12 protein-coding genes are annotated in these 16,989 nt (G+C 36.6%); 4 read left to right on the top strand and 8 right to left on the bottom strand.

What is annotated here, in order from left to right; translation table 11 throughout:
• Nucleotides 1-17: 17 nt before the first annotated feature.
• The 7 genes from phaZ to BN1242_RS02350 all read right to left on the bottom strand — a co-directional run bounded on the left by phaZ (nucleotide 18) and on the right by BN1242_RS02350 (nucleotide 7,296).
• Nucleotides 18-923 carry an intracellular short-chain-length polyhydroxyalkanoate depolymerase gene (gene phaZ, locus BN1242_RS02380; RefSeq protein WP_062350790.1) on the bottom strand — a complete coding sequence of 302 codons (906 nt, stop codon included), beginning with the start codon at nucleotides 921-923 and terminating at the stop codon, nucleotides 18-20.
• Nucleotides 924-1,007: 84 nt separating this feature from the next.
• Nucleotides 1,008-2,018, bottom strand: a complete 1,011-nt coding sequence (locus BN1242_RS02375) for a 3-oxoacyl-ACP synthase (protein ID WP_062350787.1) — start codon at nucleotides 2,016-2,018, stop codon at nucleotides 1,008-1,010.
• 119 nt (nucleotides 2,019-2,137) lie between these two features.
• On the bottom strand, nucleotides 2,138-3,187 hold the full coding sequence (locus tag BN1242_RS02370) for a branched-chain amino acid ABC transporter permease (RefSeq protein WP_077216077.1): 1,050 nt from the start codon (nucleotides 3,185-3,187) through the stop codon (nucleotides 2,138-2,140).
• 4 nt (nucleotides 3,188-3,191) lie between these two features.
• Nucleotides 3,192-4,052 (bottom strand): branched-chain amino acid ABC transporter permease, encoded by an 861-nt coding sequence (locus BN1242_RS02365; RefSeq protein ID WP_062350784.1) that lies wholly within the window; start codon nucleotides 4,050-4,052, stop codon nucleotides 3,192-3,194.
• Nucleotides 4,053-4,313: 261 nt separating this feature from the next.
• Complete coding sequence (locus BN1242_RS02360) at nucleotides 4,314-5,021, bottom strand: ABC transporter ATP-binding protein (protein WP_062350782.1); 708 nt, start codon at nucleotides 5,019-5,021, stop codon at nucleotides 4,314-4,316.
• A 188-nt stretch (nucleotides 5,022-5,209) separates the two neighbouring features.
• Complete coding sequence (locus BN1242_RS02355) at nucleotides 5,210-5,977, bottom strand: ABC transporter ATP-binding protein (protein WP_062350779.1); 768 nt, start codon at nucleotides 5,975-5,977, stop codon at nucleotides 5,210-5,212.
• A gap of 110 nt (nucleotides 5,978-6,087) precedes the next feature.
• Entirely contained in the window at nucleotides 6,088-7,296 is a 1,209-nt protein-coding gene (locus tag BN1242_RS02350) for a substrate-binding domain-containing protein (protein WP_062350777.1), read from the bottom strand.
• Nucleotides 7,297-7,699: 403 nt separating this feature from the next.
• Between BN1242_RS02350 and BN1242_RS02345 the strand changes: the two genes are divergently transcribed.
• From BN1242_RS02345 to BN1242_RS02330, 4 genes are all read left to right on the top strand, one after another.
• The gene (locus BN1242_RS02345; protein WP_062350774.1) at nucleotides 7,700-10,954 is read left to right on the top strand and encodes an AfsR/SARP family transcriptional regulator; all 3,255 of its coding nucleotides are present in this window, start codon (nucleotides 7,700-7,702) and stop codon (nucleotides 10,952-10,954) included.
• A 375-nt stretch (nucleotides 10,955-11,329) separates the two neighbouring features.
• On the top strand, nucleotides 11,330-13,120 hold the full coding sequence (locus BN1242_RS02340) for a S9 family peptidase (RefSeq protein ID WP_062350771.1): 1,791 nt from the start codon (nucleotides 11,330-11,332) through the stop codon (nucleotides 13,118-13,120).
• An 814-nt stretch (nucleotides 13,121-13,934) separates the two neighbouring features.
• Complete coding sequence (locus BN1242_RS02335; RefSeq protein WP_420805996.1) at nucleotides 13,935-14,465, top strand: RNA polymerase sigma factor; 531 nt, start codon at nucleotides 13,935-13,937, stop codon at nucleotides 14,463-14,465.
• Nucleotides 14,440-15,447 (top strand): hypothetical protein, encoded by a 1,008-nt coding sequence (locus BN1242_RS02330; RefSeq protein ID WP_062350765.1) that lies wholly within the window; start codon nucleotides 14,440-14,442, stop codon nucleotides 15,445-15,447. Before BN1242_RS02335 ends, BN1242_RS02330 begins: the two co-directional genes overlap by 26 nt.
• Before the next feature lie 295 nt (nucleotides 15,448-15,742).
• Here the strand turns inward: BN1242_RS02330 and BN1242_RS02325 are convergent, their stop codons facing one another.
• On the bottom strand, nucleotides 15,743-16,933 hold the full coding sequence (locus BN1242_RS02325; protein ID WP_062350762.1) for a toxic anion resistance protein: 1,191 nt from the start codon (nucleotides 16,931-16,933) through the stop codon (nucleotides 15,743-15,745).
• Between the last annotated feature and the right edge of the window lie 56 nt (nucleotides 16,934-16,989).

Raw genomic sequence — 16,989 nt, 5'->3', positions numbered from 1 at the left:
CCGAGCATTTTCCTAGCTTACCCGCTAACTGTCACTGTTAAAAATTGGTTTACTTCTTGAATTAGCTGTGGCAAGTCATCAATTAATGGTGAATGTCCACAATCTTTCAGTTCCACAAACTTTGCATTATCTCCTAAATCGGTAATAATTTCTTCTGTCATTTGTGCTGTTACAACGTAATCCCGGTCTCCACGTAGTATAAGAACAGGAATAGTAATATCCTTTGCTTGATTTGTTCCGTCTGTCACACCATTATGGTATGGGCTAATATTAAACGTATTGAGCGCTTGATATACGTCCGCTAAATTTCTTTGTGTTAGCATATCATCAATGTACTGTTCATAGTGATTTAGTTCTGGCTGATTTTTTGTATATATAACCATATTCCACATCGTCCGTAAAAAGTCACGATTGCCAGTATCGTAAGCTGTTTGGACAGGAATTGTTTTCCCAGTATCCTGTTCCACTTCTTCGATTGTTTTTAACCGTTTAGTGAAATCGGGACTACCGTCTTCTTTTGCTGCAAAAAATGGGTAACCACGTGTGGAAGCAGAAGCAAGTAAAATAAGCTTTTCACAGTAACCTGGATAATCGGCTACAAATTGCATACCAACCGCCCCACCGGTTGACCACCCCATCATTGCGAAATCCTTCAAACCTAATTCATCCACAAACAACTTAACATCGTCGGAAAAATCTTTTATACCGCGAATTCGTTTATGATAAGTAGAACTACCGAACCCACGTAAATCAACACCGTAAATTTTATAATTCGAATCAAATTGCTCCATGAACACATCCCAATGTTTCGATGAAGTCATATTTCCGTGAACTAGTAGTAAGACTTGGTCACCACCTTCTCTCTCACGGTATGCTAACGTTTCACCATTTGGTAAAGCAATTTTTTTCATTGTTACGTTCATCCCAATCCCCTCCAAATAAAAATTAAAAGAATGGTGATATTATTAAATTGTTTGTTAAACTAACGTTGTTTTCAACCAATTTTCCTACTGACAACCCCAGCGAATCGTTGTGGCACCCCAAGCATATCCAATACCAGCACTTACAAGTACAACGATATCACCGTTTTTCAATTTACCTGCTTGTTCGGCAAGCTGTAATGATAAAATTTGGTCGATTTGACCGATATGACCGTAATCCTCCAAATAAATAGATTTTTCTTCAGAAAGACCTAATTCCTTTAAAACGTAGTCGTGAGCAGACTTCTTCATATGAAGCATCGCAACGTAATCGATATCGGTCTCACTGTAACCGCTTTTATAAAGGGAAGTCCGAATAACCTTTAGGAAGTTTTCCATCGACTTTTGCTCCAGCCTCCGCTTCATTCCTTCCGGGTCTAAAACATCTAGTCGCAACAAGCCTTGCTCAAGCGCTTCAAAGGTAATTGGATTTTTTGTCCCGCCTGCGGTAACTACGACATCTTCGGAAAACGAACCGTCCGTCATTAACTCTGATTCTAGGACAATATTTTTCTTTAATCCTTTTTGTAAAAGGATTGCCCCGCCACCCGCTCCTAAGTTGAACATAAAACGGGTTCGGCTATTTTTATAATCAATGAAATCCCCATTGCGGTATCCACCGGCAAGCAGTACAGTATTAATATTTTCATCTGCAAGCATCATACTTTTTGCTACCTTTAACGCCATAATCGTCGTACCACAACGAAGTGCAACATCAAATGCCCAGGCGTGATACGCACCAATTTCTTCCTGCAACTTAATTGCCGCCGTCCAAAGGGGATATTCTTTATGTTCTTCTCCAATGTAAATAACTAAGTCAATCTCCTTTGGATCTATATCTGCTTTTTCAATGGCTTGTTTTGCCGCATAAATACCCATTTGACACGTATGATCATCTGGACCAGGAAGCGGTTTTTTCCTTATTCCCATTTTTGTTTCGACAATTTCCTCTGGAATCCCTGCTAATCGCGCAATTTCTTTACCACTGATGTAATTTTCCGGTATATATATTCCTGTACTTAAAATTCCAATATCCAATTCATCACTTCCCCTCGTTGTTCTATAGCACATTTCATGCGAATCCCTTAATCCTTCCACTAGGTCAACAATAGTTCGACCTATATAGAGTTCTGGAAATCCATTTTTAAAGTGACATTTTAGCTAGCTGCATCCGTTTTTTCCATTCCCTTTGTTACGTTTGCATTCTTCGTTTGCTTCCTATTTCCAAAAGCATTACGAATTGTTCCAACAATACCTGCTGGGAAAAATAGGACAACTAAAATGTAGAGAATGCCGAATAAAATGATCCAACGTTCAAAAATTGGATGGACGGAAGATAGTCCAGAAAGCCAATGGTGGGCAAATTCAATAATCCCTGAGCCGATAATTGGACCGAGTAATGTACCGACACCACCAATAATCGTCATTAATAACGCATCTAATGTAGTGTCCATCGTAAAAACACTCGTATTGACGAATCTTAACGACAAAACATATAATGATCCAGCAAGTGATGCAGTAACACCTGCTACAATGCTGGCAATTATTTTATAATAAAGCGGAATAAATCCTAAAGACTCCACCCGTTGTTCATTTTCTCGAATGGCCATTAATACACGACCAAGTGGAGAATTAGTAAATCTTTTTAATAGGAAAAAAATGAGTACCATTAACGCAAGACAAACGAAATAAAAAATAAATCGATCTCGTAAAATTTCTGGGATTCGGAAAGTAAACCCATCGTTCCCAAAAGTTAAAGTACGCCATTTTTCAGCTGCCACGAGAAAAAGACTGGCAAACGCCAACGTTAGCATTGCATAAAAATGACTTTTCAATCTTAACGTTAACAGTCCGACAATAAAGCTAACTATCGCGGATATGATAATACCTACAATGATAGATACAATTAGCCAGAGGAAGGTAGGACTAAATTTTTGCATGATGATTCCAGTAGAATAGGCACCTATACCGAAGAACATCGCATGACCGAATGAAACGATCCCGGTGTAGCCTAGTAAAATGTCATAACTCATTGCAAAAATCGCAAAAATGAATATTTGTGTCAGTAAGATTAATAGACTCCGTGTATCATTAACGAACGGAAAAATCACGAGCACTAATGCAAACAGAAGGACAATGTAATTTTCAACGTCTGTTTTTTTCCCTAATACTGTCTGTGTTCTTTGAAATACCCCAAGTTTTGCCATTCTCTCACCCCTTTACTTTAAAAAGTCCTTGTGGTCGGAAAATTAGTACGACGGTCATTAATAACATATTGACAGCAAGGGAAAGTTCTGGAACATAGTAAGCCATAAACGATCCCGACAAGCCGACTAATATAGCCGCAAATAAGGAGCCTGGAAAACTGCCCATCCCGCCGATTACAACGACAATAAATGCTAAAATTGCAAATTCTAATCCCATTTCTGCATAAATGACACCAGAATATGGGGCTAATAATGCACCGCCAAGTGCTGCCATCGCTGACCCTAAAATAAAAACGAATAAAAATACTTTTTGAATATTAATGCCAAGCGCTTGCACCATTTCTTTATTAATAACACCAGCACGAACAATAAGTCCTAGTTTTGTTTTCTTCAATAGTAAATAGACGAGCGTAAAAACGAGTAACCCGATAACGATGATAAATAATCGGTATTTAATAATAATAATGTCACCAAATTCCCAACTGCCGGATAAATAGCTCGGTGCTTTAGCAATTAGTTGGTTCGGTCCCCATACGACTTTTAAAAGCTCAGATAAGACAAGCATTAGTCCGAGAGTGATTAATATTTGTCGGACATGGTTACCATAAACCGGTTTGATTATGAATTTTTCAGTAAAAACTCCTAAAATTGCCCCTGCTAACATAGCACCGAGAATAGCAATTAGGAAATTATTCGTTAATCCAAATAACCAAACACTCGTATACGCACCCCACGCAAAAAATCCCCCGTGAGCAAAATTTAAAACGCTCATAAGTCCGAATATCAATGTTAATCCTGCAGCAAGTAAAAAAATCAGCATCCCCGTTGCAAAACCATTTATGATAAGATTAATGATTGAACCCATCTATTTTCCTCCTTTCATAAAAAATGTGATTGTAAGAATAGTAGCTGGAAAGTGATAATTGTGTTTTTTGATGTTGGACTATATTACAATGTTTTAGATTTTTTCATAAAGAAAAGTTGACTCAGACGTAAGTTCGTCATTTGATCAAACATTATCGCCCATTTTGAATAATAAAAAGGTTGTAATACAAAAGAAGAATTTACTCCCTTTTTCAGGCAGGAAATACCACTCATTCCTTATAAAACTCTTCTAAACTTAGTCTTAGGCAATACCTAAATACTTTTTCTTTAATTGGTCGTTCGTGACTAGTTCTTCCATCGCACCAGCTGCGGCCGTTCGTCCGTCATCTATAATGTAAAATCTGTCACCGATTGCGCTCGCCATTAGAAAATTTTGTTCTACGAGAACAATTGTCGTTTCCTCTTTCATTCTTTGGATTGATTCCATCACCTTTTCTACAACAATTGGTGCGAGACCTTTACTCGGTTCATCAATAAGTAGTAAATCATTTTCATTTACATACGCCCTAGCGATCGATAACATTTGTTTTTGTCCGCCACTCAATAGGCCGCCTTGCTTTTTCCAAAACTTTTTTAAATCAGGAAATAAATTTAATACCCAGTCGAGCCGTTTTAATGTTTTTTCATCTTGTTTTTGCATGGCTACTTTTAAATTTTCTTCAACTGTTAGTTCGTTAAAAATACCTTGATCCTCAGGGACAAACCCGATACCGCGTTTAGCAATTTTGTATGTTGGTAATGCATGGATTGGTTCATTTTTAAATATTACTTTTCCTTTCGCTGGCGGGTTTAAGCCAATAATACTGCGCAATGTCGTTGTTTTTCCAGCACCATTACGTCCAAGTAATACGGTTACTTCGCCTTTTTTTACTTCAAAGGAAATATCTTGCAAAATATGGTACTGGCCAATATATGTTTGCATTCCTTCAACCTTTAATAATAATTCCATCTAACTCCTCCTTTTTGCAAAGATACAAATGGTGATGGGCCTTTTTCGTACGCTCAGTTTGAGATCGTATATCCAGTTTTTGTGTCAGTTATCGTTTGTGTATTCGAGTTTTGTTTCTAATTTACAATGAATGACTTCATTTGACTTTTTTCGGATGGGGTAGCATAATTTGTTTTTTTACACTCTATTCAACTAGTTGATGTATCATACAAGCTTCCTAAGTATGCGGATTGCACCGTATCATTATCCATAATTTCCTGCGGCGATCCATCTGCCAGTAATGTGCCGTTGAACAGGACGATAACCCGATCAGACAGGTCAAGAATTAAATCCATTTTATGTTCAATGAGAACGATTGTTTTGTTGCCATCTTCCTTAATATTGCGGATAACTTCGAGAATTTGTGGCACATCTTCCAATGACATTCCAGCTGTCGGCTCATCTAATAATAAAATATCTGTTTCAAGGGCGAGCAACATGGCAATCTCCAATTTCCGTTGCTCTCCGTGAGTTAAATGTTTTGCAAGGGCAAATGGCTTATGGTCTAGTAAGACAAGTTGTAATAAAGATTGCGCCTTTTTTATCGCATCGGCGTATTTGAAAAAGTGTTGAAACATTTGATAGCGAATCCCAAGCTGTGATTGAACGGCTAGCCGAACATTTTCCAATACCGTTAAATTAGGAAATACATTCGTTAATTGAAAGGAACGGCCGATACCTTTTCGTGTCCGCTTAGCAGGCGATAGTTTCGTAATATTTTCCCCTTTAAAAAACACCTCTCCACTCGTCGCCGGTAATTGCCCGCTTAACAAATTGAAGAAAGTCGTTTTCCCTGCACCATTAGGGCCTATAATAGATGTAAATTGTCGTTCGTATAATTCTAGACTTACATGATCAACTGCCGTATGACCACCAAACTTAATCGTTAACTCCTCAGTCGCTAATATCGGTTCCATCCAATCCCTCCTTCTAAATATGACTAATTTCAATAATCGTGAATCCTATCAAACATTTGTCGCCCCCACCACTTTAGCGCTTTAAAGCGGTGGGGGACTGACACCATCAATTATTTGTTCATGATTGGTGGGGCTGTTTCTTCTGGTGAGAGTTCACGGATTAGTTCTGGAACTGGATATGGGACTCCCTCTTTTTTCACGAGTCGGATTGCGTATAATGTTTGTAATGCTTGGTGATCTTCTTCTCTAAAGGTCATCGTTCCTTTCGGAGTTTCGAAACTCATCCCCTCCATTACTTTAATTAATTTCTCGCTATCCGTGTCACCGTTTGTTTTTTTCAACGCTTCTACAATGGCAATAGCTGCTGACATTCCACCTGGAGTAAATAAATCAGGAACTTCTCCGTTATATTTTTCTTTATGTTTTTCTACTAACCAGTCATTCACTTTATTATTTGGCAGCTCATGGTAATATACACTAAATCCCTCCATACCTACCATTGGCTCCATTATGGAAAGTGCCGGAATATCTGGTGCACCGGTAGAGATTTTAATGCCTTTTTCTTGTACTTTCATTTCTGCTATCTGGTTCCACGGAGAATTTGCTCCAGACCAAACGATGAATAAGTAATCAGGCTTCGCATTAATAATTTTTTGAATGTTCGATGTGAAATCTGTTGCGGCTGGATCGGCATATTCTTCTAAAATAACTTCCGCTCCTAGTTTCTCTGCTGCTTTTTTAAATGCGGCAACACCATCCCAACCGAAAGAATAATCAGGTGCAAAGGTCGCGATTTTCACTCCAGGACCAGCAATTGCTGCCGCACCAGCAACTGCATCTTGTGAGGAGTTTCTTGCCGTCCGGAAAATATACTTATTAAACTCAGAACCTGTAATACTATCAGCAACAGCCGGTTCTACAATCATAATTTTTTTATATTCTTCTGCCAAACCAACAACCGCTAACGTATCACCAGAACTGGAAGAACCGACGAGGAAGTCTACCTCTTCTTCCTCAAATAACTTCGTCGCCTTTTGCGTAGCAACTTCTGGTTTCGTTTCGGTATCCTCATATACTACTTCTATTTTCTTACCATTTACCTCCATTTTTCCATCTGTTGCATATTGTAACCCTAGTTCAAAACCTTGTTTCGTTTGTTTTCCATATGACTCTAGTGGTCCAGTAAAGGAAGCTAATACCCCAATTTTTATTACGTCCTTATTTTTCCCACTCGTTCCTGATGATCCACATGCTGTTGTAAAAAGCATTGCCCCAATGATCATTGCTAAAAACATGTACAACCTTTTTTTCCTTTTCATCCTCTTATCCCCCTTTATTTTTTTGCTGGCCTGTTGCACTAAAACGATGCGAAAAGTTATGTTTAAGCTAGCGACAACTTGCCAAGCTTGCATTGAAAGATTAATTAGATGATAAAAAACGATAGTTACAAATTAGTTACACTTGTAAATAACCTTCATTCATTAGACGAAACGAAACTCTCATCTTTTAAAAAAAACAATCTGTTTAAGAATTCTGTTATTTTTTTTGCATAATAGTTATAATAGAAGTATTAATAAACTAGTACATATTTTCAAAGATTCTTAAAACAAAAAAACACTCCCAATTTTTATATAGGTAAAAGTCACTTCGATATCAGAGGCAATACATTTTCATTTCTAGCATCCAGATATTTTTAACTATAGTTAGGAAGGAGGGAACTAAATGGACGAATCATTTCCTATTATCGAAACAAAATTGACACCGCCGATGATTAAAGAAAACTATATCAGACGGCCATCACTTATGAAAAAATTAAAAGAAACGAAAAATTACCCATTAACCATTATCCATTCCGGTGCAGGATTCGGAAAAAGTACCGCATTAAGTTTATTTTTCCATGATTTAAAGACAAATGTTTGTTGGTACACCATTACAGAAAATGATGATGACCTTATTCCGTTTTTAACTTATGTCGTACATGGGATTCGCAAGCAACTTCCAACCTTTGGTAAGCAGTTGATAGATTACATGCAATCGATGAAAGGCTATATTCGTGATGAAGAGCTTAATATGCTTGCAGCCTTTTTTATTAAAGAAATAGCTTCCTTAAAAACAAATATCACCATCGTTTTAGACGACTTTCATATAATTGATCATTCCTACACAATTAATCATTGGCTAGAGAAAACGTTAGAGCATTTACCAGCAAATTTTCATATTATTGTATCGAGTCGGACGAAGCCTAAATGGAATCTTTTAACGAAATGGAAAGTTACAAAAAGGGTATTAGAGATCAATGAAAACCAACTAACATTAAACAGAGACGAAACGGAACTTCTCCTTTGTGATTTTTACCAATTACCATTATCAGAAAAAGATTTAAAACGCATTTATGATATAACCGAAGGCTGGGTTATTGCCTTAAGTCTTATTGCAGAACAGTTAAAAAATAACACCTCGGTAGCGGAAATAATTGATTACCAACATTCATCAATGGACGAGCTATTTCACTATTTAGTTATGGAAGTGTTTACAAAACAATCACCACTCATCCAAAGTTTTATGGAACAAGTCGTTATTTTAGAAGAAATGACTCCCGATATTTGTAATGAAATAATTGGAGTTCGCGGATCAGAACAAATATTAGAACAATTAGTTGAGCAAAATGCCTTTATTCATAAATTAGATGGTACGAAACAATACAAATTTCACGCCCTTTTTAAAGCTTCCGTCGAAAGAAAAGTAAAAGAAGAACAGCCTCACTTGTATGATTCCATTAATGAACGGGCTGCCCGCTTTTACGAAAGACAAAAGCAATGGGAAATGGCAATGTTGCACTACGAAAAAATGAAACATTACCCAGCACTTGCTTTACTTTTAGAAAGATACGCCCCAACGATGTTGCATGCAGGTAAATTAGAAAGTTTACACGAACGATTAAAACAATTACCTGCGGAGTTAAAGGAGCAACACTATCCATTACTTTTTTACGAAGGAGAAGTATTTCGTTACCGTTCTTACTACGAAAAAGCAAAAAATTGCTATCAACAGTTAATTCCATACGCAGAGAAACGGAGTGACAATACATTAATTGGTAAAGCTTTTGAAGGGTTGGCAAAAATTTATATTGATACTATTCAACCAGGAAAGGCAGAACGGTACTTATTTTTAGCAATTGAATTTTACGAAAAGCAATATGAAAAAAACCACCCAGATGTTCAGAAACTTTATAGTTTAATGGCGGAAAACTTAGTAAATTCCGGGCAAGCACAAAAGGCAAAAGTGTGGATGGACAAAGGGGAATTACAGGATAACGTTTTTGCAGTTAATAACTTAGATGCACGGCTATTATTAAGAACAGGAAAATTAACGAAAGCGAAACAAGTGCTTACAGAACGGTTGCAAAAGAAAAGTACTTTTTTGCCAAAAACCCACCGGGAAACGGAAATTTTATTAGCATTTATCGAAGCATGTCTTGGAAACGGGCAAGAGGCGAAACAGCTAGCGCAAATTGGAATTGACCAAGGGATGAAGTTAAAAAGTCCTTTCGTAGAGGCATGTGGTTGGATGCGGCTTGGGCATACCGCACAAATACTCCAGACGTATGATGAATCGGTCGCAGAAAATTGTTATAACACTTCCTTAAAAATGATGGATGAACTACATGTGTCACGAGGGAAAGCAGAACCGTATATGGGACTTTGCATCTTGTCTAGCCGAAAGGGAGATTATGAACAAGCAAAACGGTTTGGGCAAATGGCCCTTTTTGAGACGGAAAAAGTACAAGACTTATGGCTATCTTCATTTATCCAACTGTCGATGGGAATTGCTAGTTTGAATTGTAAAAAACTAGAGGAAACAAAAAAATATTTAACATATGCAAAAGAAAATTTCCGCATATGTGGCGACCCATTCGGGTTTGCCCTCGCTAATTTATGGGCTGCTTTTTTATTCATGGAATGGAATGACGATGCAAATTTTCAAGAGGCTTTTACTGCATTTTTACAGGAAGTGGAACTAGGAAACTATGAGTTCATTTTTACGAAGCGAACATTATTTAGCCCTTGGGATTTGCAATCTTTACTGCCACTTTTATTAAAAGCACGGAAAATGAATATTTACCCGAGCTATGTACAAGCTTTATTACAAAAATTAGGCTATGAAAATATCGATTCCCACCCCGGCTACAGTTTGAGAGTAAAAACGTTCGGTAAAATGAAAGTTTGGCTTGGGGATGTGGAAGTGACTGATAAAGACTGGCAGCGAATGAAGGCAAAAGATTTATTCCAATTTTTATTAGTAAAGCGCGGAAAATGGTGGAGCAAAGAGGAAATTTACCGTGAACTTTGGCCGGATGTGAATGAAAAAAATATCGAACAAGAGTTTAAAGTTATTATGAACTCCTTGAATAAAGCATTAGAACCAGAACGAAAAGCACGAGTTGCTCCATTTTTTATCATTCGAGAACATAATAGTTACCGGATTAATCCGAAAGCGGTTATCGAATTAGATTATGAATTGTTTAACCATTGGGTACAAAGTGGGTTAAAGGAAAAAGCAAGGGATAAAGCAATTACTTTATTAACCCGCGCCCTAGAGTTATATGATGGCGAGTTTTTCAGTGAAAGACAAGGAGATTTATGGCTTTTATCCGAACGGGAATATTACCGGACGTTATTTTTACGTGGTGCCGAAAAGTTAGCCCAATTGTACGTACGGAAATTGCAATTAGAAGAAACCATTCATTGGTGTGGAAAAATTTTACAAATGGAACCGACTTGGGAAGAAGCTTACCGATTACTTATGTACTGTCATTATCAAAAAAATAACCGTCCATTAGCGTTACGCTATTACCACCAATGTGAGGAGGTGCTTATGGAGGAATTTGGCGTAGAACCGATGGAAACGACGAGAGCAATGTATGAGATGATTTTGGAATCGGACATGATAGAGCCAAGTGTGGATGGTGACTTTTAATCACATTTTAATTGGGAAAGAATGAAGATTGTGCAATGGACCGTTTGAAAGTGATCACCATTTTATGTTCGTGATGTGACTGAAGTGTTATCGGTGCTTGATTTTATGAAAGACTATGGTGGAGATTTTTAGCCAATCAAGGGGGAAAGCTTACCCGCCTTCTATAGGAGCTAAAATCCGACTTCCGATGGATAACACAATTGGCCGTTTCTTATAGTATAGAAAAGTAGAAGTTATTAAACTATTAAATCTTTATAGTAGGATGTAAGAGTTTTTTTTCAGGATAATGTTTTTTAAAAAAGCTACCCTGAAAATACAGCTATTTTCAGAGTGGCCTTAAAAAAATAAAAATATATTAAAGGAAGTGTTAATGAAGTGATTGAATTTCCAAAACCAGATGTTGAACAGTTTTTTCAAACGTTTTTAGTTACAGATTTTGTAGTAAGTCCAGAGGAAAAACAACTTGTCTTTAGCACAAATATTGGCGGGCATTATAATTTATGGGCAATGGATTTACCGAACCATTTTCCGTACCAACTTACTTTTAAAAACCAAACGTCTCAAAGTCTCCATTATGCAAAAAATGGTGAATTTCTAATTGCCGGCTTTGACAATGATGGTGATGAAAATACCCAACTTTATGCGGTAGCACCACATGGCGGCGGTCTCGTTCCGTTAAGGACTAGTGAAAAGGAAAGGCATTTCTTCGCTAGCCTTTCTGATGATGGAAAGCGACTATATTATACGAGCACAAAAGGAAATTCGGTATATTTGAATAGTTATTTGTATCATTTGGAAACTGGTGAAGAAGAGCTTATTTTGGAAGGTAAAGAAGCACCAACTTTTATTGGTGCAGTTAGTCCAGAAGAAAAATCGTACATTTTTATTAAACAATATGGAAATACCCATAATCAATTATTTGCCAAAGTTGGAGAAGAGGAGTTTTCCATTACACCAGAATCGAAGGAACCATTTCTTATTCATGATATCGTTTATACTTCCGAGACAGAGGTTTATCTGTTAACTAATTATGAAACTGATTTAGGCTACTTAGCTAAATTTGATTTAACAACCCGAGAATTCACGAAAGTTTTACAAGTGGAACAGGAAGATTTGGCCACGTTGAAATATAGCAAAAAAGAAAATGCGCTATACTTAATTGGCAGTTATGGAGTGGAAGACCGCCTATATAAATGGAGTTTAATAGATAATAAACTTACTAAATTACCGTTGCCAACAAGTGTTGTGGAGAAATTAGTAATTGCTGAGAGTGGAAATGTATATGCATTAGGTCGAAGTGCGACGAGACCGTATAATATTTATCGTTCGGAAGACGGGGGAACCTCTTGGGAAGCAATGACAAATTATCAAGTACCTGGTGTGCCAGAAAATCATTTAGTGGAACCAGAAGTGCTTAAATATACTTCCTTCGACGGACTAGAAATAGAAGCATTATTTTTCAAAGCAAAACCAGAAAACGATAACGGGCATGTGATTTTATGGCCACACGGTGGTCCGCAATCATTAGAAAGAAAATGGTTTCGGGCAATGTTCCAATTACCGTTAAACGAAGGTTACTCCATTTTCGCACCAAACTTCCGTGGTTCTTCCAATTATGGATTGAAGTTTATGAAAATGGTGGAAGGTGACTGGGGCCACGGTCCGCGTCTAGATAATATCGCAGGATTAGACTATCTTATTGAAAACGGTTATGCCGAACGCGATAAAATTTTATTAATGGGTGGAAGTTACGGCGGATATATGGCACTTTTACTACATGGTCGTCATGCTAATTACTTTAAAGCAGTGGTAGACATTTTCGGCGTAAGTAATTTATTCTCCTTCGTGGAGTCTGTACCTGATTTTTGGAAACCGTATATGGAACAATGGGTTGGTGATCCGGTAAAAGATAAAGAAAAAATGACAGAAGATTCGCCAATCACTTATTTAGATGGAATGACAAAGCCAATGCTCGTCATCCAAGGGGCAAATGATCCGCGTGTCGTAAAAGCAGAATCAGATCAAATTGTGGAAGCGTTACGCTCAAAAGGCCGGGATGTAGAATATTTAGTCTTGGAAGATGAAGGTCACGGTTTTTCAAAAAAAGAAAATGAAATAAAAGTATATCGGAAAATTAGCGAATTCTTCCGGCAGTTTATAAATTAACCTTATTGTCATGATTTGTCAGCAGGAGGTTCGTTGACTTATTTCCATAAGAAAGCAATACGGAGGAAGGTTGTTTTGCAATTTAGAAGAACAACGTGAAGTATAGGCATTTTTAAAAAACTTTAGAAAAGCTATAAGAAGAAGGGTTTTAAATATCCACATGAATTGCTGTAAATGTACGTAATAAACGACAAGTTAGCTACCGCATTTCTTGTTCTTGTGGATGAACGACCCTTCTTTTTTATAATTAAATATTAGATAAAGGGATCATATGCTATTTCAATTATTCGGATTCCAAAAACTTTAGCCAAAGAATTAGCATTCACCTCGATTAATTAATTTGTAATATTGGTAATAATTAAACATTAGCTAAGCTATAACGAATTTCCTTTTTAAAAATTGAAATTCATACTAAAGGACTACTTTTCTGTTAAAATAGGTAAAATCCCCAGTTAATAACCAAGATAAATTCGTGTCGCGTCATCTCTCCCATGCCCTAATTGTTCAGCCACAAATAAACGAGCATCTTTGCAATCATTCCACGTTCAAGATATTTATTATACTGCCAACGTGCATAAGAGCGTCTAAGTACTTCATAAACACATATGTAAATGAGCTGAACACTGCTTGTGCGATCGCTTATCCGATTTACACGAGAAAATGATAAGCCAATACGATAGGGAGTTTCCGTTTTTTTGATAAAATATATGTAACCAACTAATTTAACTGATTCCTTTTTAATAGATAAACGTCTAATTAATAAAGATAGAATACTAGGGATTTTTTTACGGGATGATAAAAGGGGATGGAGCAATTGCTTAGGCAACTTAGCTTTGCAGACATATATGAGCAATATAGCGATAAAGTGTATAGTTATATTTTTTTATTAGTTCGGAACAAAGAAACAGCTGAAGATTTAACACAAGAAACTTTTTATAAAGCATACAAAAAATGGGATGAGTTTCAATGGAACTCAAAACCAGATACTTGGCTTATTCAAATCGGTCGAAATTTAACTTATGACTATTTTCGCCGAAAGAAGCTTTCTCAATTATTTACAAAGGAAAAAATAGAACTAGCAAACTATGAAACACCACAAGAAATATTAGTCAAAGGAGAAGAAGTAAAACAATTATATGAAGCAATCCACTCGTTAAAGATTGAGTATAAAGATGTCTTGATTTTACGAAAAATTAAGGAATTCTCCATAGTGGAAACGGCTGAAATACTAGGGTGGAATGAGGTAAAAGTAAAAAATGCGACAAAGAGGGCAATGGATGCATTGAAAAAAGTTTGGGATAGACGAGGTGGTGAAGTGAATGATGAACGATTCACAAAAGTTTGATTCGCTTTTTCGAGAATTAAATGAAGTGGAACGAGCAAGTACGCAAAAGGAAAAAACGTACAGACAATTAATGTTACGAATTTCTAAGCAAAAAAAGTATTACTATCAACCACAATTTTTCGTTTCTATTGCAACGGTATTGCTACTTTCCATAACGGCAGTATTAGTATTGATTGTTTTAGAGAAAACGAAACATATAGCATCTATACAAGAAAATCCCAACTCTATTACAGCTGCAATGAATAATAAAAATTATTTAGCCATTTTCCCCGATGAAGTGGAATTAAATTTTCAACAGCAGTGGACTTATTACCAACTAAATGATAGGGAATGGAATCCTTTTACTAAAGAAAAAAACAAAGGTGAATTACAACAAACGATTGATTTTGGTGAAATAAATAATGAAAACATAATGGTGGAGTTATATAAAGCAAAAAATATTGATAGTATTGTTGGCTATATTAATTTTAGAGACGATTTGATTCCTTTAGGAACTGTTGAGTCGGTGGAAAATTCCCAACAAATTAAAACATCTATCATTGAAGAAAAATACGAAGCAAGCAACTACTATTTAAATATATTAGGTTCCATTGGTTCTAGAGAATCTGGCTACCATTATTTAATCTATAATAGTTATTTTGATCAATTGATGTGGACCCATAATTATGGGTATCCAACTACAATAGATGTCGATATTGATGGAGCAATGGAAATTGTGATGCAAGAGGAAGATACTAACGGCAATCCGAAAGAATTACATATGTTGAGATGGGATGGAACTCGTTTCGACATAACGGAAAATATTGCCGAACAAATACTAGGTGAAGAAAATCTGCAAGTTCCGAGCAATTTTTATATAAAATTTGTTAATAATACGATTGAAATAATGTATGGTCGATTAGGGGAGCGAGCAAAAGTTGCCACTTACCAATTCGATGATGTAGATAAGTTAGTTAAGATGAAGGAAGTTATTTTAAAATAGTTGATAGGATCTGTACATTCTTTCATTTTGCTAAGAGGAAAATCGTAGTTAGTTTTTTCTATTATTGCTTACTAGTTATATTTTGATAAATAGTTTTACCCTCTCATTAGAAGGGCTGTCACAAGTAAAGGAAGGCGTTTCATCCAAAATTTCACTAATTATTGAGTATGTAATCATACTGACAGAAATAATAGGAAATTATGGATGGAACATCTCTTGGACAGCCCGATTTTTTTGCGCTTTGGGGACTGTCCCCAACAATTCTGAATTGTTGGGGACAGTCCCCCCGTTAGTGCTATTTTTTTAGTTCGAGTAGTTTGTTTTTTAGTTCGGTTTCCATGACGATTAAGTCTTGTTCCGCTTGTTGGCGTTTGGCTCGGCCTTCTGCTTGGATTCGTAAAGTTTCTTCTAGTGTTGAAATTAAGTTTTCTTGCGTTTTCTTTAACGTTTCAATGTCTACGAGTCCCCGCTCATTCTCTCGAGCGACATCAATCGAGTTAGTCTTTAACATTTCTGAGTTTTTCAGCAGCAACTCATTTGTCGTTTTGGACACTTGTTTTTGAGCTTCAACGGCACTACGTTGACGAAGTAATGTTAACGCAATGGCAATTTGATTTTTCCAAAGCGGAATTGCCGTCATGATTGAAGATTGTATTTTTTCTGCTAGTGCTTGGTTCGTATTTTGGATTATCCTAATTTGTGGTGCACTTTGAATCGTAATCTGTCTGCTTAATTTTAAATCGTGTAGTCGTTTTTCTAGCCGCTCTGCAAACTGAATCATGTCATTGACTTCTTGTACATCCATTTGATTGCCACTTAATTCCGCCCTTTTTCTTAAGTCAGGAATTACTTTCGTTTCCAATTCTTCCAGCTTCACTTCACCAGCTGCAATATAAATATTAAGAGCTTGGAAGTATTGTTTATTCGTTTCATATAATTTCTCTAAAAGTGCATTATCAGCCATTAGCGCCTTTTTACTATGTTCCAACTTTACACTAATACGATCTATTTGCGCGCCCGTCTTTTGATACTTAGATAAAATCTCATTAACTGAGTTGGAGATTTTTCCAAACATCCTTGATAAAAATCCGCGTTTATCAGGCTGTAAATCTTCTGGATTGACTTGTTCTAACTTTTTCATTAAATCGGCTAAAATGTCCCCAATTTCACCGACATCTTTTTTCTGAACATGATCAAGCATCGTATGAGAAAAGTTTAATAACTTCGACTGAGCCTGCGTTCCGTATAGCAATAATGCTTGATGGTTAGTCGGGTCAATTTGCTCTGCTAATTGGAAGACCCTTTGTTTTTCTTCTTCTGGTAAAACTTCCACCAGTTTCTTCGGTTTAACTTCTTCCTGCTTCTTCATTTCATATACCGGGTTTTGTTCATCTTCACCTGTAATCAATTCCTGTTCTGCAAATGGATTTGCTAACAAGTCATCTAATTGTATCTCATCAAGCTTACGATTCGTTTGTTCACTCATTTATTCCTTCCTCCTAACTTCCACAAATAGAAGTAAATGATTAATGCAAGGCCACC

Source organism: Bacillus kwashiorkori, from assembly GCF_001375515.1.
In the GTDB taxonomy this organism is placed as follows: Bacteria; Bacillota; Bacilli; order Bacillales; family Caldibacillaceae; genus Bacillus_BK; species Bacillus_BK kwashiorkori.
This window is presented reverse-complemented; position numbering and strand designations above follow the sequence as displayed.

Bases quoted from the DNA above. Each gene is read 5' to 3' on its own strand.
- phaZ (WP_062350790.1), bottom strand. From the start codon at position 923: ATGAACGTAACAATGAAAAAAATTGCTTTACCAAATGGTGAAACGTTA.
- BN1242_RS02370 (WP_077216077.1), bottom strand. From the start codon at position 3,187: ATGGCAAAACTTGGGGTATTTCAAAGAACACAGACAGTATTAGGGAAA.
- BN1242_RS02365 (WP_062350784.1), bottom strand. From the start codon at position 4,052: ATGGGTTCAATCATTAATCTTATCATAAATGGTTTTGCAACGGGGATG.
- BN1242_RS02360 (WP_062350782.1), bottom strand. From the start codon at position 5,021: ATGGAATTATTATTAAAGGTTGAAGGAATGCAAACATATATTGGCCAG.
- BN1242_RS02355 (WP_062350779.1), bottom strand. From the start codon at position 5,977: ATGGAACCGATATTAGCGACTGAGGAGTTAACGATTAAGTTTGGTGGT.
- BN1242_RS02350 (WP_062350777.1), bottom strand. From the start codon at position 7,296: ATGAAAAGGAAAAAAAGGTTGTACATGTTTTTAGCAATGATCATTGGG.
- BN1242_RS02345 (WP_062350774.1), top strand. From the start codon at position 7,700: ATGGACGAATCATTTCCTATTATCGAAACAAAATTGACACCGCCGATG.
- BN1242_RS02330 (WP_062350765.1), top strand. From the start codon at position 14,440: ATGATGAACGATTCACAAAAGTTTGATTCGCTTTTTCGAGAATTAAAT.
- BN1242_RS02325 (WP_062350762.1), bottom strand. From the start codon at position 16,933: ATGAGTGAACAAACGAATCGTAAGCTTGATGAGATACAATTAGATGAC.